General features: G+C 59.3%; 18 protein-coding genes. 12 read left to right on the top strand and 6 right to left on the bottom strand.

Annotated features, from left to right (window positions below; all coding sequences use genetic code 11):
* Positions 1 to 115: 115 nt before the first annotated feature.
* Positions 116 to 571: a DUF721 domain-containing protein gene (locus DKB71_RS27235; protein WP_274074349.1), complete on the bottom strand. Its 456-nt coding sequence runs from the start codon at positions 569 to 571 to the stop codon at positions 116 to 118.
* A gap of 307 nt (positions 572 to 878) precedes the next feature.
* Here DKB71_RS27235 and secA point away from each other — a divergent pair, with 307 nt between their 5' ends.
* From secA to DKB71_RS27215, 4 genes are all read left to right on the top strand, one after another.
* Entirely contained in the window at positions 879 to 3,614 is a 2,736-nt protein-coding gene (gene secA, locus DKB71_RS27230; RefSeq protein ID WP_274074350.1) for a preprotein translocase subunit SecA, read from the top strand.
* A gap of 122 nt (positions 3,615 to 3,736) precedes the next feature.
* The gene (gene argJ / locus DKB71_RS27225; RefSeq protein ID WP_323607815.1) at positions 3,737 to 4,954 is read left to right on the top strand and encodes a bifunctional glutamate N-acetyltransferase/amino-acid acetyltransferase ArgJ; all 1,218 of its coding nucleotides are present in this window, start codon (positions 3,737 to 3,739) and stop codon (positions 4,952 to 4,954) included.
* 133 nt (positions 4,955 to 5,087) lie between these two features.
* Positions 5,088 to 5,720 carry a glutathione S-transferase family protein gene (locus tag DKB71_RS27220; protein WP_323607814.1) on the top strand — a complete coding sequence of 211 codons (633 nt, stop codon included), beginning with the start codon at positions 5,088 to 5,090 and terminating at the stop codon, positions 5,718 to 5,720.
* On the top strand, positions 5,717 to 6,661 hold the full coding sequence (locus tag DKB71_RS27215) for a Nudix family hydrolase (protein ID WP_408598612.1): 945 nt from the start codon (positions 5,717 to 5,719) through the stop codon (positions 6,659 to 6,661). The genes DKB71_RS27220 and DKB71_RS27215 overlap by 4 nt, the downstream gene beginning before the upstream one ends.
* Positions 6,662 to 6,780: 119 nt before the next feature.
* Here DKB71_RS27215 and DKB71_RS27210 read toward each other — a convergent pair whose 3' ends face one another.
* From DKB71_RS27210 to DKB71_RS27200, 3 genes are read right to left on the bottom strand one after another with little or no spacing between them, the layout of a single operon-like run.
* Positions 6,781 to 7,362 carry a cob(I)yrinic acid a,c-diamide adenosyltransferase gene (locus DKB71_RS27210; protein WP_274074354.1) on the bottom strand — a complete coding sequence of 194 codons (582 nt, stop codon included), beginning with the start codon at positions 7,360 to 7,362 and terminating at the stop codon, positions 6,781 to 6,783.
* A 2-nt stretch (positions 7,363 to 7,364) separates the two neighbouring features.
* The gene (locus DKB71_RS27205) at positions 7,365 to 9,401 is read right to left on the bottom strand and encodes an ATP-binding protein (protein ID WP_408598610.1); all 2,037 of its coding nucleotides are present in this window, start codon (positions 9,399 to 9,401) and stop codon (positions 7,365 to 7,367) included.
* A 45-nt stretch (positions 9,402 to 9,446) separates the two neighbouring features.
* Entirely contained in the window at positions 9,447 to 10,364 is a 918-nt protein-coding gene (locus DKB71_RS27200; RefSeq protein ID WP_323607811.1) for a putative 2-dehydropantoate 2-reductase, read from the bottom strand.
* Between the two features lie 142 nt (positions 10,365 to 10,506).
* Between DKB71_RS27200 and DKB71_RS27195 the strand changes: the two genes are divergently transcribed.
* Together DKB71_RS27195 and DKB71_RS27190 are read left to right on the top strand one after the other, a co-directional pair.
* A complete protein-coding gene (locus DKB71_RS27195) occupies positions 10,507 to 10,992 on the top strand; it encodes a YajQ family cyclic di-GMP-binding protein (RefSeq protein ID WP_007990750.1) in 486 nt (161 codons plus the stop codon).
* 135 nt (positions 10,993 to 11,127) lie between these two features.
* Positions 11,128 to 11,970, top strand: coding sequence for a mechanosensitive ion channel family protein (locus DKB71_RS27190; RefSeq protein ID WP_408598608.1), 843 nt, complete (start codon positions 11,128 to 11,130; stop codon positions 11,968 to 11,970).
* Positions 11,971 to 12,173: 203 nt separating this feature from the next.
* On the opposite strand, the gene DKB71_RS27185 is transcribed toward DKB71_RS27190, so the two are convergent.
* Positions 12,174 to 13,502 (bottom strand): OprD family porin, encoded by a 1,329-nt coding sequence (locus DKB71_RS27185; protein ID WP_323626957.1) that lies wholly within the window; start codon positions 13,500 to 13,502, stop codon positions 12,174 to 12,176.
* A 452-nt stretch (positions 13,503 to 13,954) separates the two neighbouring features.
* Here DKB71_RS27185 and DKB71_RS27180 point away from each other — a divergent pair, with 452 nt between their 5' ends.
* From DKB71_RS27180 to DKB71_RS27170, 3 genes are all read left to right on the top strand, one after another.
* Positions 13,955 to 14,269 (top strand): hypothetical protein, encoded by a 315-nt coding sequence (locus DKB71_RS27180; RefSeq protein WP_406592112.1) that lies wholly within the window; start codon positions 13,955 to 13,957, stop codon positions 14,267 to 14,269.
* Positions 14,270 to 14,409: 140 nt separating this feature from the next.
* The gene (locus DKB71_RS27175; RefSeq protein WP_323607807.1) at positions 14,410 to 14,835 is read left to right on the top strand and encodes an HIT domain-containing protein; all 426 of its coding nucleotides are present in this window, start codon (positions 14,410 to 14,412) and stop codon (positions 14,833 to 14,835) included.
* A 3-nt stretch (positions 14,836 to 14,838) separates the two neighbouring features.
* On the top strand, positions 14,839 to 15,045 hold the full coding sequence (locus DKB71_RS27170) for a SlyX family protein (protein ID WP_007977339.1): 207 nt from the start codon (positions 14,839 to 14,841) through the stop codon (positions 15,043 to 15,045).
* A 77-nt stretch (positions 15,046 to 15,122) separates the two neighbouring features.
* On the opposite strand, the gene DKB71_RS27165 is transcribed toward DKB71_RS27170, so the two are convergent.
* Positions 15,123 to 15,725, bottom strand: a complete 603-nt coding sequence (locus tag DKB71_RS27165; RefSeq protein WP_274074361.1) for a cold-shock protein — start codon at positions 15,723 to 15,725, stop codon at positions 15,123 to 15,125.
* A gap of 307 nt (positions 15,726 to 16,032) precedes the next feature.
* Here DKB71_RS27165 and DKB71_RS27160 point away from each other — a divergent pair, with 307 nt between their 5' ends.
* From DKB71_RS27160 to DKB71_RS27150, 3 genes are all read left to right on the top strand, one after another.
* Positions 16,033 to 16,503 (top strand): Dps family protein, encoded by a 471-nt coding sequence (locus DKB71_RS27160; protein WP_180205182.1) that lies wholly within the window; start codon positions 16,033 to 16,035, stop codon positions 16,501 to 16,503.
* A 255-nt stretch (positions 16,504 to 16,758) separates the two neighbouring features.
* Entirely contained in the window at positions 16,759 to 17,097 is a 339-nt protein-coding gene (locus DKB71_RS27155) for a ribbon-helix-helix domain-containing protein (protein WP_274074362.1), read from the top strand.
* A 136-nt stretch (positions 17,098 to 17,233) separates the two neighbouring features.
* Positions 17,234 to 17,455: an FmdB family zinc ribbon protein gene (locus DKB71_RS27150; RefSeq protein ID WP_007977333.1), complete on the top strand. Its 222-nt coding sequence runs from the start codon at positions 17,234 to 17,236 to the stop codon at positions 17,453 to 17,455.
* Positions 17,456 to 17,481 lie beyond the last annotated feature (26 nt).

Genomic DNA, 17,481 nt, shown 5'->3' with positions numbered 1-17,481 from the left:
GTGGGCACGATCAATGTGGGAGCGGGCTTGCTCGCGAATACGGTGCACCAGTCAACATTTTCGTCGAATGACACACCGCATTCGCGAGCAACCCCGCTCCCACATATGTTCTATGTCATTCCTTGGACTTGGCGTGCGCCGCCAACCGCTCCAGCGCCGCCCGCAGATTCGGATCGCTGATCCCGTCAGCCGTGGCCTGGATGGTCGCGGCCGCATCAAAGGACAAATCCATGGTATGCCCCGCTGCACCTTGCTGAACGGTGGGCGGCTGGACCTTGAACAGGATTCGCGTGAGATTGGCGAACTCGTCGAACATCTGCAGTTGCCGTTGCAGGCGCTTTTGCTGGTAGCGCAGACGAGTGGCCCAATGACCGTCGGTGACAATCAGCAACAAACTGCCTTCACGCCAGGACGCCACGTGGCAATGGGCGCGCGCGGCGGGTTGCAGCTGGCTTTCGAGCAAACGTTGCAAATGACCCAGGCGTTGAGCGTGGCCGAGAATGGCCTTCAGAGGCTTGGCTTCGCGAAGCAGGACGGCGGGTGCTCTGGCCGTAAGAGGGCGAAATGCCATGATCAGACACCTGAAGTAACAGAGCCGCCATGGTAGCAGAAAGCAGCGGATGCGCCCGACCCATTGCTTTGCGCGCGCTTTACCCATTAAATCAACAAGTAACTTCTGCCGTGAATGACTTGAAGTTCAGCGATTTGCCCTTATTTTAAGTGAGCCCCGTTACAACGCTGTGCCAGCATCGTGGAACAACGCCACTTTCCTCACCACCGTTTCCGGGTAGAATGCTCGTTCGCATGCGGCCATGAGGGCTGCTCGGGCGACTCACGGGGCCGCCCTCCATCCCTTTAGTGTGGAAGATCCTGCCGATATGTTTGCGCCTTTGTTAAAGAAACTTTTTGGAAGCAAGAACGAGCGTGAAGTCAAGCGCATGCTCAAGACGGTGCAATTCGTCAATGCCTTCGAAGAGCAAATGGTGGCCCTTTCGGACGATCAATTGCGTGCCAAGACAGATGAGTTCAAGGCCCGCTTCGCCAAAGGGGAAACCCTCGACAAGCTGCTGCCGGAAGCCTTCGCGGTCGCCCGTGAAGCCGGCAAGCGCGTCATGGGCATGCGCCACTTCGATGTCCAGCTGATCGGCGGCATGACCTTGCATGAAGGCAAGATCGCCGAGATGCGAACCGGTGAAGGCAAGACCCTGGTGGCAACGCTGGGCGTTTACCTCAACGCACTGTCCGGCAAGGGCGTGCACGTTGTGACGGTGAACGACTACCTGGCCCGTCGTGACGCCAACTGGATGCGTCCGCTCTACGAATTCCTCGGCCTGACGGTCGGCGTGGTCACGCCATTCCAGCCGCCGGAAGAGAAGCGCGTGGCCTATGCCGCCGATATCACCTACGGCACCAACAACGAATTCGGTTTCGACTACCTGCGCGACAACATGGCGTTCAGCATGGAAGAAAAATTCCAGCGCGAACTCAATTTTGCCGTGATCGACGAAGTCGACTCCATCCTCATCGACGAAGCCCGTACCCCGCTGATCATTTCCGGTCAGGCCGAGGACAGCTCCAAGCTGTACATCGAGATCAACAAACTGATCCCGCAGCTGGAATTGCACGTCGAAGAAGTCGAAGGCGAAGTCACCAAGGCTGGCCACTACACCGTGGACGAGAAGACCCGTCAGGTCGAACTCAACGAAGCCGGTCACCAGTTCGTCGAAGATTCGCTGACCCGCCTTGGCCTGCTGGCCGAAGGCGAAAGCCTGTACTCGGCGCACAACCTGAGCCTGCTGACTCACGTGTATGCCGGCCTGCGCGCGCACAAGCTGTTCCATCGCAACGTCGAATACATCGTGCAGGACGGCCAGGTCGTACTGGTCGACGAACACACCGGTCGTACCATGCCGGGCCGTCGTTTGTCCGAAGGCCTGCACCAGGCCATCGAAGCCAAGGAAAACCTGAACATCCAGGCCGAAAGCCAGACCCTGGCATCGACCACGTTCCAGAACTACTTCCGTCTGTACAACAAACTGTCCGGCATGACCGGTACGGCCGACACCGAAGCGTTCGAGTTCCATCAGATCTATGGCCTGCAGGTCATCGTCATTCCGACGAACAAGCCGCTGGCCCGTAAAGACTACAACGACCTGGTGTTCCTGACCGCCGACGAGAAATACGCGGCCATCGTCACTGACATCAAGGAAAGCATGGCCGCGGGCCGTCCGGTGCTGGTGGGTACCGCGACCATCGAAACCTCCGAGCGCATGTCCGACCTGCTCAACAAGGAAGGCATCGAACACAAGGTCCTGAACGCCAAGTTCCACGAAAAGGAAGCCGAGATCATTGCCCAGGCCGGTCGCCCGGGTGCGCTGACCATCGCCACCAACATGGCCGGTCGCGGTACCGACATCCTGTTGGGCGGCAACTGGGAAGTGGAAGTCGCGACCCTGGAAAACCCGACTCCTGAGCAGATTGCCCAGATCAAGGCCGACTGGCAGAAACGTCACCAGCAGGTGCTCGAATCGGGTGGTTTGCAGGTGATCGCGTCCGAGCGTCACGAATCGCGCCGTATCGACAACCAGTTGCGTGGTCGTGCCGGTCGTCAGGGCGACGCCGGTTCCAGCCGTTTCTACCTGTCGCTGGAAGACAGCCTGATGCGCATCTTCGCCTCTGACCGGGTGAAGAACTTCATGAAGGCCCTGGGCATGCAGCCTGGCGAAGCGATCGAGCACCGCATGGTGACGAACGCCATCGAAAAGGCCCAGCGCAAGGTCGAAGGCCGCAACTTCGACATTCGCAAGCAACTGCTCGAGTTCGACGACGTCAACAACGAACAGCGTAAAGTGATCTATCACATGCGTAACACGTTGCTGGCCGCTGACAACATCGGTGAAACCATTGCCGACTTCCGTCAGGACGTGCTCAACGCTACCGTCAGCGCGCACATTCCACCGCAATCGCTGCCAGAGCAGTGGGACGTGGCGGGTCTGGAAGCGGCCCTGGAAAGCGATTTCGGCGTGAAACTGCCGATCCAGCAGTGGCTCGACGAAGACGATCACCTGTACGAGGAAACCCTGCGCGAGAAACTGATGCAGGAGCTGATCGCCGCGTACAACGAGAAAGAAGACCAGGCAGGCGCCGAAGCGCTGCGCACCTTCGAGAAGCAAATCGTTCTGCGCGTGCTGGACGACCTGTGGAAAGACCACCTGTCGACCATGGATCACCTGCGCCACGGCATCCACCTGCGTGGTTATGCGCAGAAGAACCCGAAGCAGGAGTACAAGCGCGAGTCGTTCACGCTGTTCTCCGAGCTGCTGGATTCGATCAAGCGCGACTCGATCCGTGTGCTGTCGCACGTTCAGGTTCGTCGCGAAGATCCGATCGAAGAAGAGCAGCGCCTGCGCCAGGAAGCCGAAGCACTGGCCGCTCGCATGCAGTTCCTGCATGAAGAGGCCCCTGGCCTGGAGCAGCCGGAGCAGGTGGGTGAAGAGGTCGATGTGGCTCTGGCCACCGCCCCGGTTCGCAACGAGCAGAAGCTGGGCCGTAACGAGCTGTGCTACTGCGGTTCGGGCAAGAAATTCAAGCATTGCCACGGGCAGATCCAGTAACCCCCGTTTCATACGCTGAAATACCCGCGCCGCGACCGGCTCATGCCGTCGCGGCGTTTTGCCATTTCAACCCCCCGCTTTTGCTGAAGCGGTGCAGACATCATCTATAGAGGAACGCATTCATGGCTGTTGGTCTTGGTCCTTTGCCAACGTTGCACCCGGTTGCCGGTTTTGAACTCGGTATCGCCTCGGCCGGTATCAAGCGCCCGGGGCGCAAGGATGTTGTGGTCATGCGTTGTGCCGAAGGCTCCACGGTGGCGGGCGTATTCACCCTGAACGCCTTCTGCGCAGCCCCGGTGATCCTGGCGAAGCAGCGCGTGCAAGGCCCGGTGCGTTACCTGCTGACCAATACCGGCAATGCCAACGCCGGTACCGGTGAGCCGGGCCTGGCCGCGGCCGAGCGTACTTGCGCCAAACTGGCCGAGCTGACCGGTGTCGATGCCAGCCTGGTGCTGCCGTACTCCACCGGGGTAATCGGCGAACCTCTGCCGGTCGAGAAAATCGAAGGCGCACTGCAAGCCGCCCTCGACGATCTGTCGGAAAACAACTGGGAAGCTGCCGCCACCGGCATCATGACCACCGACACCCTGCCAAAGGGTGCCAGCCGCCAGTTCCAGCATGACGGCGTGACCATCACCGTCACCGGCATCAGCAAGGGTGCGGGCATGATTCGTCCCAACATGGCGACCATGCTCGGTTACATCGCTACCGACGCCAAGGTCGCCCGCGACGTGTTGCAGAACCTTATGCTGGACGGCGCCAACAAGTCGTTCAACCGCATCACCATCGACGGCGACACCTCGACCAACGACTGCTGCATGCTGATCGCCACCGGTCAGGCGGCACTGCCGGAAATCACCCGTGCCGAAGGCGAGTTGTTCGCCAAGCTCAAGCAAGCGGTGTTCGAAGTGTGCATGGAAGTGGCCCAGGCTATCGTTCGCGATGGCGAAGGCGCGACCAAATTCGTTACCGTTGAAGTCAACGGCGGCGGCAATCACCAGGAATGCCTGGACGTTGGCTACACCGTGGCCCACTCGCCCTTGATCAAGACCGCACTGTTCGCGTCCGACCCGAACTGGGGTCGTATCCTCGCGGCTGTCGGTCGTGCCGGCGTGCCGAACCTCGACGTGAGCAAGATCGATGTGTTCCTCGGTGAAGTGTGCATCGCCAGCCGTGGCGCCCGCGCTGCGACCTACACCGAAGCCCAGGGCGCGGCGGTGATGCAACAGGAAGAAATCACCATCCGTATCGAGTTGGGTCGCGGCGATTGCAGCGAAACCATCTGGACCACCGACCTGTCCCACGAATACGTGAAGATCAACGCCGAGTACCGTACGTAACGCTGCAGAAACTGTAGGAGCCGGCTTGCCGGCGAAGGCGTCCTCTGCCCCGATAGATGTGTTGAGGCCGCTACCGTTATCGCTGGCAAGCCAGCTCCTACAGGTATCCCTTTAGCTTTAAGGACGCTTGAACATGAGCCTGCACCTGATCATCGGCGACAAACTGCTTTCCTCCTGGTCCCTGCGCGGCGCCCTGGCCCTTGATCTGGCCGGCGCCCCCTACACCGAAGAACTGATCAAGCTGAACCAGCCGGACACCCGCGAACGCCTGCTCAAACACTCGCCGACCGGCAAGGTCCCGCTGTTGAAGACCGAGCATGGCACCATCGCCGATTCCCTGGCGATTGCCGAATACCTGGCGGAACAGTTTCCCGACGCTGGCCTCTGGCCCAAGGACGTTGGCGCTCGCGCCCAGGCGCGTTCGGCGTGTGCGCAGATGCACAGCGGTTTCTTCGCGATGCGCGGCAACATGCCGTTTGATTTGAGCCATGATGCACCGCTGACACCGACACCGGCGGATGTCCAGGCCGACATCGAGCGCATGTCCGCCCTGTGGGCCGAGTGCCGCGCCGCCGCGACCGAAAGTGGTCCGTACCTGTTTGGCCGCGTAACCCTGGCCGATGCATTCTTCGCACCGATTGCCGTGCGCCTGCGTACCTATCAGGTGAAGCTGCCCGAGGCTGACGAAGCCTATGTTCAAACCATCTACCAATGGCCAGCCTTCAAGGCCTGGCAGAAGGCCGGACTGGAGGAAATCGAGCGGTGAAACGAGTACACGTAGCGGCCGCCGTCATCCGTGATGACAGCGGCAAGATCCTTATCGCCCGGCGTGCCGACACTCAGCACCAAGGCGGCCTGTGGGAGTTTCCCGGTGGCAAGGTCGAGGCCGACGAGTCGGTTGAAAGCGCCTTGGCCCGTGAGCTGCAGGAAGAACTGGGTATTGTGGTCGGCGCGGCGCGCCCGCTGATCAAGGTCCGCCATGATTACCCGGACAAACAGGTGTTGCTGGATGTCTGGGAAGTCTCGGCGTTCACCGGCGAGCCGCACGGCGCCGAAGGCCAGCCATTGGCCTGGGTGTCGGCGCGTGACCTGTCGGGTTACGAATTCCCTGAAGCCAACCGGCCAATCGTGGCGGCTGCCCGCTTGCCCGAGCAATACCTGATTACCCCGGAAGACCTGGAAACCCCGGCCTTGCTGCGGGGAATCCAGAAAGCCATCGCGGGCGGCATCAAGCTGATCCAGTTGCGCGCGCCGAATGGTTATGACCCCAAGTACCGCGACCTGGCCGTGGATGCGGCAGGGCTGTGTGCTGGCAAGGCGCAGTTGATGATCAAGGGGCCGTTCGAGTGGTTGGGGGATTTTCCTTCCGCCGGTTGGCACATCACCTCGGCGCAGTTGCGCAAGTACGCGGCCGCCGGTCGACCGCTGCCCGCATCGCGCTGGTTGGCCGCGTCCTGTCATAACGCCGAGGAATTGGCGTTGGCCGAGGAGATGGGCGTCGACTTCGTGACCTTGTCGCCGGTGCAGCCGACCCTGACTCATCCAGGCGCGCAGCCGCTGGGTTGGGAGCAGGCTTCGAGCTTGATCGAAGGCTTCAGCAAGCCGGTGTTTCTGCTGGGCGGCGTTGGTCCGGCGGAAGTTCAGAAGGCATGGGCTGCCGGTGCCCAAGGTGTGGCGGGGATTCGGGCGTTCTGGCCTGAGGCTTGATTTTGCGCTGAAGCGGCTGGCCTCTTCGCGAGCAAGCCCGCTCCCACATTTGATCCGTGAACGACGCAGATTAAGTGTGGGAGCGGGCTTGCTCGCGAAGGCGGCCTGACAGACGCCGACTAAACTTCAGGTTTAGCCGCTGGCTGCCACAAAATCTCCGCAACTCCCTGCCGCCGGGCAATCACCCGCGCCACCACAAACAACAAATCCGACAACCGATTGATATACGCCAAACCCACCCCGGCCAACGGCTCAAGCGCATTCAAATGCTGACACCGACGCTCGGCACCGCGCGCCAGGCTCCGGCAGACATGGGCCTGGGCAATCAACGCCGAACCACCCGGCAAGATGAAATTCTCCAGCGGCCCCAGCTCTTCATTCCACACATCAATCGCCGCCTCCAGGCGCTCGATTTCACCGGCGTTCAACGCCTGATACTCCGGCATCGCCAGCTCACCGCCGAGGTCAAACAACCGGTGCTGACAAGGCGCCAATACCTCGATTACTTCCTGCAACCCCGGATACCGGGCACTTTCTGCCGCCAGTCCGGCCAGTAATACGCCGACCTGACTGTTCAGCGTATCCACCTCGCCAATGGCCTCGATCCGTGGGTGGTCCTTGGGCACGCGGCGACCGTCGCCCAGGCCGGTTTCGCCTTTGTCGCCGGTGCGGGTGTAAATCTTCGACAGGCGAAAGCCCATGGTTACCTCGATAGCTGGTTGAGTTCATGAGAGACGAGCGGGGTGCTCGCCAATGGCAGGCGCAGGGTAAGGCAGGTGCCTTGGCCCAGGGTCGATTGCACTTCCATCTGGCCCTTGTGGTTGTTGGTGATGATGAAGTACGAGACCGACAAGCCGAGGCCGGTGCCCTGGCCGATTTCCTTGGTGGTGAAAAACGGTTCGAAGGTGCGCTTGCGCACGCTTTCGCTCATGCCGATGCCGTTGTCCTCGACCTGGATTTCCGCCCAGGGTGGATTGAGCCGGGTGCGCAGGATGATTCGCCCGGGTTCACGGTCGTCTTCACGCAAGTGGATGGCTTGCGCGGCGTTTTTCAGCAGGTTGAGCAGCACCTGTTCCAATTCGTTGGCGGTACCGGGTACAGGCCCCAGCGCCGGGTCGAACTGGCGAATGATCGCCTGGCCCTTGAAGTCGAAACCGATGGCCAGGTCGAAGTCGTTTCCGGCGATTTCCACCGCCTGATCGATCAGCGCCGGCAGGTCGCACGGGGCCATTTGTCGGGTGCTGCGGCGACTGAAACTGAGCATGTGCGTGACGATTTTCGCCGCCCGTGCACCGGCCTGCTGGATGCCGTCGAGCAGCTGCGGTACTTCCCGCGCTTGCAGGTACTGGTTGACGGTCGACAGCTCGATGCCGACCTGCTCGGCCTGTTCCAGGTTCTTCGGCAGTTCGGGGGACAGGCGGCGACGGATATTCTGTACGTTGTGCAGAATCGCGCCGAGCGGGTTGTTGATTTCGTGAGCCATGCCGGCGGCGAGGCCACCGACGGAAAGCATTTTTTCCGACTGCACCATCATTTCCTCAAGGGACAGGCGCTGGGTGATGTCGTCGATGCGGATCACCACGCCTCGCCCGGCACCCCCCATCAGCGGATAAAAGGTCAGGGCGTAGTGGCGCGGTTCATCGTCCTTGACCCAGGTCACGCGCTCGATCTTGGCCACCGTGTGTTGCTCGACGGTTTGCTTGAGCTGCGGCAGAAAAGGCTTGAGCGGTTCAAAGGCGAGGAAGATAGGCTGGTTCAAGGCTTCGTCCAGTCGCGTGCCGGAAAGGGCGCTGGCTTCCTGGTTCCACTGCGTCACGTAGAGCTGTTCGTCGAGGGCGATCAGCGCCGAAGGCATGGAGTCGATGATGCTGTTGAGGTAATTCTGGAACCCCGTGAGTTTTTTCTCGATCTTGCTGCGTACCTGGACTTCGAGTTCCAGCTTGCGATTGGTGTGGCGGGTTTCTTCCGCCAGGCCCTGGGCCTGGTCATAGGCGGCCTGGGAGTCGTCACGGGCGCGCTTGAGTTGCTGCTCCCGCGCCTCGATCCGCGAGAGCATGGTGTTGAACGCTTCGGCCAGGCTGCCGATTTCATCGTGGTTGCCCCGGGAGGCTCGCAGGGCGTAGTTCTCTTCCCGGGTCACTTGTCGTGACAGTTCTTCCAGCTGATGAATCGGCTGGGTAATCAGGCGTTTGATCTGCCGCGCGATGATCAGCCACAGCAGCACACTGAAAATCAGGATGCCCAGGCTGGCGGTCAGGGTGCCGGTATAGAACGCCATGGGCAGTTCGCTGCTGGCCACCAGCAAAAGGTGGCCGGGTGCGCTGCCGGGGCGGGGCAGGGTGATGACCTGGTTGCTGCGAAACTCGGTGACTTGCCAGGATTCGATGTGCCGGTAACGCTTGGGCAGGCTCAGGTGATCGCCGTGTTGCAACTGCGCCAGGCGCTCGCCCTTGCCGTCATACAGGGCCGCGGCCCGCAGCGGGGAATAGCTGTCGAGTTCATCGAGCAGGCGTTGCGCGCTTTGCGGTGACTGCAGCGCTTCGGACACCAGGCTCGGGTTGGAGACCAGCCGGCCGATGGTCTGCAGAGCCTGGGGCGCCATGCTTTCCTGGGAGATGTAGTACGCGGCGCTGATAAAGGTCAGGTTGGCAACCAGCAGGACGGTGGTCAACAGCACCAACAGGGCGGCCAGCAGTTTCTGGCCGACAGGAAGGTTTTCAAGACGCTGGCGCAATGGCATCAGGTTTATCGCTGCAAAGGAACAAGTGGCCAGCGTAGCCGCTGCTCAGTCGCTGGGCAATCCAAGGCTGTGCAGGCGTGCGATCAACCTCGACTCAAGCTGATTAAGGTGCGGCAGGTTCAGTTGATGCCGGGCGGCGACTTTACAGGCGTGCCCCAGCAGGTAACTGATTTCGGTGCGGCGCCGGTTGCTGACGTCCTGGTACATCGAGGAGTAGTTGGCGGCAGTCGCGTGAATCACCCGTTCAACCTCCTGTTGCAGGTTTTCCGCGGCTGCCGGCTGGCCGCAACGCTCAAGCAGCTCGATCAGTTCGCCACACAGGGTGGCGACCTCACAGTGGTGCTCCTGCAACCCGCCATTGCGGCAATCGTGCAGGACCGTCAACGGATTGATCGCGCAGTTGAGGGCCAGTTTGCGCCACAACCGGGTGAGGATTTCGGTGCTCCACTCATGGGGAATGCCCGCGGCGTCGAGGTCGTCCAGCCAGATCGGTGCGACGGGATGCCCGGCATCGCCCAGCCAGGTGAACCCGTGCCCGGCGAAGACCACGCGCCAGTCACCGTCGCGAAAGGCGCCTTCCGTGCTTGAGGCGTAAATGCAGCGCGCCTGCGGCACTTGCGCCGCCACGGCGTCCTGGCTGCCCAGGCCGTTCTGCAACAGGATCAGCTCTGCGCCGGGCGCCAGGCGCGGTGCCAGTTGCGCCACGGCCTGGTCCGCGTCATAGGCCTTGCAGGCGACCAGCAGGCGATGGATCGGGGTGGTACTGTCCGCCGTTTCGGCGCTCACCGGGTAGAGCTGTGCCTGGCCCTGTTCGACCAGGGTCAAGCCGCCTGCCGCCTCGTACGCCTGCAACCGCGCCGCGTCACGCAGGATCAGTCGCACCGGAACTGCGGCCCGCGCCAGACGGGTGGCCCACAACGTACCGAGGCTACCGGCGCCTAGAACATGCCAGGTGGTGGACATCAGCTTTTTGCTCTGTTTGAGGCGCGCATGGGAGGCTCGCAGTGAATGATGGGAAAGACCCGTTATAATCAGCGCGGATTTTAACCGCAAGCCAGGCGTGCTCCCTCTTGATTGAGCGTGCCCTATTTATTGGAGAGATTACATGCCGTCGTTCGACGTGGTATCCGAACTGGACAAACACGAAGTCACCAACGCGGTCGAGAACGCCGTCAAGGAACTCGATCGTCGTTATGACCTGAAAGGCAAAGGCAGCTTCGAGTTCAAGGAAAAGGACCTGACCGTCAACCTGACCGCCGAAGCGGATTTCCAGCTCGAAGCGATGATTGAGATCCTCAAGCTGGCCCTGGTCAAGCGCAAGATCGATGTGCAGTGCCTTGAGGTCAAGGACGCGTTCGCATCGGGCAAGCTGATGAAGCAGGACGCTGTGCTCAAGGAAGGCATCGACAAGGAGCTGGCGAAGAAAATCGTCGCTCACGTCAAGGACGCCAAGCTCAAGGTCCAGGCGGCCATCCAGGGCGAGCAAGTGCGCATCACCGGCAAGAAGCGTGACGACCTGCAGGAAGCCATCGCTGTATTGCGCGCCAAGGAATTCGGCATGCCGCTGCAGTTCAACAACTTCCGCGACTGACTTTGGGCGGAACCTCTTGGCGTTTTCGGCGTCCGAGGCCCAAGCAACGGCAGAAACGATTGATCCGGATAGGGTTCGGTCTTTCTGCCGCTTTATTTTTCGTGTGCCGCGTAGCCGCACATCAGGAGAACCGAGATGGATTTGAATGCTGAAGTAGACAACCTGGTCAGGGTGTCGCAGTCCTGGGTCCCGATGATCATGGAATACGGCAGCCGTGTGCTCTTGGCGGTGATCACCCTGGCGATCGGCTGGTGGTTGATCAACAAGGTCACGCAAAAGCTCGGCGGCCTGATCGCCCTGCGTAATGCTGACCTTGCCCTGCAAGGGTTTATCAGCAGCCTGGCGAACATCATTCTCAAGATCCTGCTGGTTGTCAGCGTGGCGTCGATGATCGGTGTGGAAACCACCTCGTTCGTGGCGGCGATCGGTGCGGCGGGCCTGGCCATCGGCCTGGCGTTGCAGGGCAGCCTGGCGAACTTCGCCGGCGGTGTGCTGATCTTGCTGTTCCGTCCGTTCCGTATCGGTGACTGGATCGAAGCCCAGGGGGTTGCCGGCACCGTCGACAGCATCCAGATCTTCCACACCGTGCTGCGCACCGGCGACAACAAGACCATCATCGTGCCTAACGGCAACCTGTCTAACGGCATCATCACCAACACCAACCGTCAACCGACCCGCAAGGTGGTGTTCGATGTGGGTGTTGATTACGAAGCGGATTTGCAAAAGGCCCGTGAAGTCTTGCTCGAGCTGGCCAAGGATCCGCGGGTGCTGGCCGATCCGGAGCCTCAGGCAGTGATTTCGACCCTGGGTGACAGTTCGATCACTGTTTCCCTGCGGGTCTGGGTGAAAACAGCGGATTACTGGGACGTGATGTTCATGTTTAACGAACAGTCCCGTGATCGTTTGAAGACGGCGGGTATTGACATTCCATTTCCCCAGCGTGTAGTTCGCGTGGTTCAGGAAGCGCCGGTACAGTAAGTCTGTTTGTTACTGCGTAAACCCAAGAGGCTAATGGTCTCTTGGGTTTTTTTGTGACTATTGATCGGTTCATTGAAAAAAGTATTAACGTTATGCGCGCAAGTTGCTTGCCGCAGTGTTTGCTGTGTGGCAGGCATAAAAAAACCGCCCACCTGAAGAGGTGGGCGGTTTTTGATCTACGGAGTTCCGGTGTTACACCCTGATTACAGGATGCTCAGCGGGTACTCGATGATCAGACGGGTGTCATAGTTGTCAGCCGAATAGGCACTGTATGCACCGTTCGAACGGTAGTTGGCGAAACGAGCACGGAACGACAGGTCTTTTGCTGGACCTTCCTGTACGACGTACTTGGACTCCAGGTTCCACTCGTTTTCCTTACCTTCACCCAGACCGTTGGTCTTGATGTTGTCACCCATTACGTAACGGGTCATGAAGCTCAGGCCTGGTACGCCGTAGGTCGCCATGTTCAGGTCATAGCGAGCTTGGTAGGATTTCTCCTCGCGGCCCACGAAGTCGGAGATCTGAATGGAGTTGGATACGAAGATGGTGCTGTTGCCGTCAACGCCGTAGTAGTAAGCGTTGTCGCCGCTCGACTGCTGGTAGGCCAGGGTGAACTTGTGAGCGCCCAGGCTATATGCCGCTGCCAGGGACCACAGGTTGTTGTCCACGCCCAGAACGCCGTCACCGAGGAAGTCAATGGTGTCGCCGCGCTTGTCGCCTTTGGTTTTGTAAGCGTTGAGGTCGAAGTTCAGTGACTGTTCGTCGTTGATCGGCAGGGTCAGGTTCAGGTTTGCGTAGTACTTCTTGAAGTACTCTTCAGCATCCGATGCAGCCAGTGCAGCGGTGAAGTTGTCGGTGAAGGCGTAGCTGGCACCGAAGATGTTGATGCCGCCGCTCAGGCCTTTGCCGTGGTTGCCGTCTTCATCGGACACGCCGCCGATGCTGTCACGGGCCATGCCGGTTTGCTTGCTCAGCGCGGTGAAGCGACCAGCGCTCAGTTCCAGGCCTTTGATTTCCTTGGAAGTCAGCAGGGTGCCGGTAGCAACTTCCGGGATCAGACGGCTGTCGTCGGTGGCGAATACAGGGCTGGCAACGAATTGCTGGCCGTATTTCAGGGTGGTGTCGGACAGACGCAGTTTCACTGCACCGCCTACCTTGCCCTGGGATTTTTCCGGGTTGCCATCGCTGTCGTTGGCGAACAGGCCGTTACCGCGCTTGCCCGAGCCGCCGTCCAGCTTGACCGAACCCATGGCCATGGCGTCGAGGCCGAAACCAACGATACCTTGAGTGAAGCCCGACTCGTAGGTGAGCAATTGGCTCAGACCGGAATCCTGACGATAGCCGGCAGTGCCGGAACTAGGGTTGCTTGCACCATTCTTGAAGTCGCGGTTCATGTACTCAAAACGGGTTTTGAGTTTCAGGCTCGAATCGTCGATGAAACCCTTGGATTCGTCCTGGGAAGACGCCATTGCGAACTGCGAGGTGCCTGCTGCAACAGCCAGTGCGATCATGCTCCACTTCATCACGCGCATCGTGATTTGCTCCTTTGGTTTTTAGAAGAGTACTGCCGCTCCACCTGTTTTATTATCTGGGCGGCTCTTTCTTTTTGTGTCGGCGCAAACTTATATCACGCCGACAATGTTGGCGATACTTGCGCATCTAACCTTTCAGCTTCTTTACGACCCTGTCGTAAACGGCTAGCTAGATGTCGCAAATTTACAGCCCCGATGCAACCGGACTGACAACTTTTAATGCTGTTTTTCTGGGCTGGCGCATCGATAAAAAGAGTCCCTGGTGAAACGTTTGAATCTCCATCGGGCTACCCTGCCACTGTTTTTTTGGTCTTGAGGCTGCCCGCTTCCCGCGGTGCCTTATAGACGATGTGGGTAACAATGCAACAAGCGTGCACAAATCAGAACTCCACCGATGTTTTTTTCTGACAGGCTGCCTGATGCGGTAAAAACCTCATGAAACCGGGGGGTTCATGCTTCTTTTCTTCGGGCTTGACGCCATGGTTGGCATCGTGTTTCAGCCTCCTGTTGAGTCGCCTGACATGCAAAAGCGTTACCGGTTCACCCCGCCAGTGAGTAATTGGCGGATATGCGAAGCACTCAGCGTAGACGCGCTGTGCGGTTTTGGTGCAAAAAATTTTTATGACTGTGCTGAATTCACACAGTCGGGCATTTTGCGTGGTGTGAACAGGCCTTGGTTTTCTGGTCATTTCGGCGTTTTTTATCAGCTGTCTGGTTCGGTATTGGTGCGTTTTCGCAGAAAATGTCTCATCTCGGGGCGGGGTTGAGCCCTTTGTAGATCCTCGAGTGGTCCAGGCAGTGGTTCACCGTGAAGCCGGCAGGGTATGCTGCCGTCCGGTGGCCTGGCGTACGATCTCTCTGGATGGGCGCTAAGCTGAAAAATGATGACCTGGCGGGAGTACGCGCAGTGTTCGCTTTAGATCCACGACTTCAACAAGACACACTACCGATCGGTGATTTCCCGCTTTGTCGGTTGCTGTTGTCCAATGACTCGAACTACCCCTGGTTCATCCTGGTGCCACGCAGGGACGATATCAGTGAGATATTTCAGTTGAGTGTCGCCGATCAGCAGCAGCTGTGGCAGGAAACGACCGCGTTGTCAGAGCTGCTCAAGGACTCGTTCGACGCGGACAAGCTGAACGTCGCTGCCCTGGGCAACGTGGTCAGCCAGTTGCACATGCATGTGATCGTGCGCAAGCGTGAAGACGCGGCCTGGCCGGCGCCGGTCTGGGGCAAGCATCCGGCCAGGCCCTACAGTGCAGAGCAGGTCGCGGCGATTCGCGAACGGCTGCGCCTGGTGTTGACCGATGATTTCAAGTTTTTGGAGGGTTGAGCCATGAGCCTCGAAGAGCGCGTAACCGACCTTGAAAGCCGACTGGCGTTTCAGGATGACACCATCCAGGCATTGAATGATGTCCTGGTGGCGCAGCAGCGGGTGGTCGAACGCCTGCAGCTGCAGATGGCCGCGCTGCTCAAGCGGCAAGAGGAAATGGTCGGCCAGTTCGAGTCTTTTGAAGAAGAAGCGCCGCCACCGCATTATTGAGCGCCGCAGCCCTTTAACTGAAAGTGCAGGCAATAAAAAACCGCGAACATGTTCGCGGTTTTTTTATTGCCTTTCTATCAGCGACGCGGCAGGGCGGCGATGACGTCTTCGGCTTGCAGGCCTTTGTCACGATTCATGACGGAGAACTCGACGCGCTGACCTTCGACCAGAACGCGATGGCCTTCACCGCGAATGGCCCGGAAGTGCACGAAAATATCATCGCCGGAGTCGCGGGAAATAAAGCCGAAGCCTTTGGAGGTGTTGAACCACTTGACGGTCCCGGTATCGCGGTTGCTCATGTCATAGCTTGGCGAAGCGGCGGCCGGTGACGATTTGTAGAAGCTGATGGCCAGGTGCAGGGCAACAGCGATAAAGGCTGCGACCAGGCTGAACAGCACGGCAGGCTGACCGGCAATGACCGGCATCTCCGCGATCAGTGTCACGGTTTGCAGGGCGACAGCCAGCACCAGCAGGGCGCTGACCAGATTTTGCAGTTGATGGCGCGGGCCTTTGTTCCAGTAAGGGATAACCGGGGCAAGCGTCAGGTTGAGCAGGCCGAAAAAGGCCAGGTAAAGCGCTTCGGGTTGTTGCAGGTACGGTAAGGCTTCGGATCGCAGGCTAGGGATGAAGGACAGCAGCAAAGCCGCTGCGCCTATCAGCAGGTGGACGATTTTCAACATTTTGATTAACTCACGTTAAGACAGCTCACAAGGAAGAGCTGATGGCGCACGGTTCGCTTCGGAATAAATAAGAGGCGGTGGACACGTACCCGGTATCAGCCTATGCGCCGCGCCCGAAAAAATAGGCACTGACGACACGCTGCCTATTTAACAGCAAAGCTGCAGCCTACTCAAATCAAGGAGTCCAGCGGTGCATCGGGGCCTCTTGCCGGCGTATGGCAGGACCTCCGGGCTGCAGCCTGGCGACAGGCTTGCTAGAGTGGTCCTGCACCTGTTGGATGAACTTCATCACCTTTAGGGGAAAAACATGGCAATCGATATCGGTATCAGTGAAGAGGACCGCAAGTCCATCGTCGACGGACTTTCGCGGCTGCTGTCGGACACCTATGTGCTTTACCTGAAGACCCATAACTTCCATTGGAACGTGACGGGTCCCATGTTCCGCACCCTGCATTTGATGTTCGAGGAGCAATATAACGAGTTGGCTTTGGCGGTCGATTCGATTGCCGAGCGCATTCGCGCGCTCGGATTTCCGGCGCCGGGTGCCTATTCCGTTTATGCGCGCCTGTCCTCAATCAAGGAAGAAGAGGGTGTGCCTGCTGCCGAAGACATGATCAGGCAACTGGTGGCGGGCCAGGAGGCTGTCACGCGTACCGCCCGGGGGATCTTCCCGCTGCTGGATAAGGTCAGCGACGAACCTACGGCTGACCTGCTGACCCAGCGCATGCAGGTCCACGAGAAAACCGCGTGGATGCTCCGCGCACTGCTGGATCAGTGATACGCCAGCGCGTGGATGGCACTGTTGTTCGCGCGCTGCCTTTCTTCGGATAGACACCCTGTCGATTGAGCGATTTTTCGCTTGTAGCTGTGGGAAAGGCGCTCGACTAGGACGCTCTCCCTTATCCGCCTTCAGTTGTTGGCTTATCCTACGCGGACGGTCCTAAAGTCATCTGGCTATAACTTTGCCCTCACGTTTTTATAGGCATGCAATTGCTTTTATGGAAACCGCACATGGCAAAGGAGTGTCAGCGATATGCAATATGAAGGCGCAAGAGACGAGGGGCGGATCGGTTCGGCCAGGGATATAAGAATCGACCCATTTGTCAGTGAGTTCGATATGGGGCTGGCCCGGCCGCAATCGCGATCGGTGCGATTGAATGGCTTTGCCACCTGTTTGCGGCTTGAACAGGTGTATTGGGATATCTTGGGCGACATGGCCAGGGTCAATTGCTGTTCGGTCAGCGCGCTGCTGTCCCATGTCGATCGCGAAGTGCATTTGCGTCATGGTGGGGTGAGAAATTTCAGCGGGCTGGTGCGGGTGGTCTGTGTAGTCCACAGCCGCAAGGAAGGGCGTTACCCGGTCATGGCTTGAACCGGATGAATGAAGGAGCAACGTGTCGATCTGTGCAGTCTTACGGCTGCACAGGCTGCATTTAATGGATATAATCCCGCTCTTTGCCGCAAAACCCAGCGTGCGCGGTAGCAATCTGATCGCCGAGACAACCCCCATGCCGATGTACGATTACCAATGTGCTTCCTGTGGTCATCAGTTGGAAGCCATTCAAAAGATCAGCGATGCACCGTTGGTCGACTGCCCTGCGTGCCAGGCGCCAGAGCTTAAGAAGATGCTGTCCATGCCAGGTTTCCGCCTCAGCGGCACCGGCTGGTACGAGACCGATTTCAAGACCGGTTCCAAGAAGAACCTGGCTGGCGGCGACAAAGCTGACTAGGGTTGCGGACCTGAGTTGAACCACAC

It is taken from the genome of Pseudomonas sp. PLMAX (assembly GCF_046042685.1).
Classification (GTDB): Bacteria; Pseudomonadota; Gammaproteobacteria; order Pseudomonadales; family Pseudomonadaceae; genus Aquipseudomonas; species Aquipseudomonas putida_AE.
This window is presented reverse-complemented; position numbering and strand designations above follow the sequence as displayed.

Coding starts and splice junctions, on each gene's coding strand:
- DKB71_RS27235 (WP_274074349.1), bottom strand. CDS start 571: ATGGCATTTCGCCCTCTTACGGCCAGAGCACCCGCCGTCCTGCTTCGC.
- secA (WP_274074350.1), top strand. CDS start 879: ATGTTTGCGCCTTTGTTAAAGAAACTTTTTGGAAGCAAGAACGAGCGT.
- argJ (WP_323607815.1), top strand. CDS start 3,737: ATGGCTGTTGGTCTTGGTCCTTTGCCAACGTTGCACCCGGTTGCCGGT.
- DKB71_RS27220 (WP_323607814.1), top strand. CDS start 5,088: ATGAGCCTGCACCTGATCATCGGCGACAAACTGCTTTCCTCCTGGTCC.
- DKB71_RS27210 (WP_274074354.1), bottom strand. CDS start 7,362: ATGGGCTTTCGCCTGTCGAAGATTTACACCCGCACCGGCGACAAAGGC.
- DKB71_RS27205 (WP_408598610.1), bottom strand. CDS start 9,401: ATGCCATTGCGCCAGCGTCTTGAAAACCTTCCTGTCGGCCAGAAACTG.
- DKB71_RS27200 (WP_323607811.1), bottom strand. CDS start 10,364: ATGTCCACCACCTGGCATGTTCTAGGCGCCGGTAGCCTCGGTACGTTG.
- DKB71_RS27195 (WP_007990750.1), top strand. CDS start 10,507: ATGCCGTCGTTCGACGTGGTATCCGAACTGGACAAACACGAAGTCACC.
- DKB71_RS27190 (WP_408598608.1), top strand. CDS start 11,128: ATGGATTTGAATGCTGAAGTAGACAACCTGGTCAGGGTGTCGCAGTCC.
- DKB71_RS27185 (WP_323626957.1), bottom strand. CDS start 13,502: ATGCGCGTGATGAAGTGGAGCATGATCGCACTGGCTGTTGCAGCAGGC.
- DKB71_RS27180 (WP_406592112.1), top strand. CDS start 13,955: ATGCTTCTTTTCTTCGGGCTTGACGCCATGGTTGGCATCGTGTTTCAG.
- DKB71_RS27170 (WP_007977339.1), top strand. CDS start 14,839: ATGAGCCTCGAAGAGCGCGTAACCGACCTTGAAAGCCGACTGGCGTTT.
- DKB71_RS27165 (WP_274074361.1), bottom strand. CDS start 15,725: ATGTTGAAAATCGTCCACCTGCTGATAGGCGCAGCGGCTTTGCTGCTG.
- DKB71_RS27160 (WP_180205182.1), top strand. CDS start 16,033: ATGGCAATCGATATCGGTATCAGTGAAGAGGACCGCAAGTCCATCGTC.
- DKB71_RS27155 (WP_274074362.1), top strand. CDS start 16,759: ATGCAATATGAAGGCGCAAGAGACGAGGGGCGGATCGGTTCGGCCAGG.
- DKB71_RS27150 (WP_007977333.1), top strand. CDS start 17,234: ATGCCGATGTACGATTACCAATGTGCTTCCTGTGGTCATCAGTTGGAA.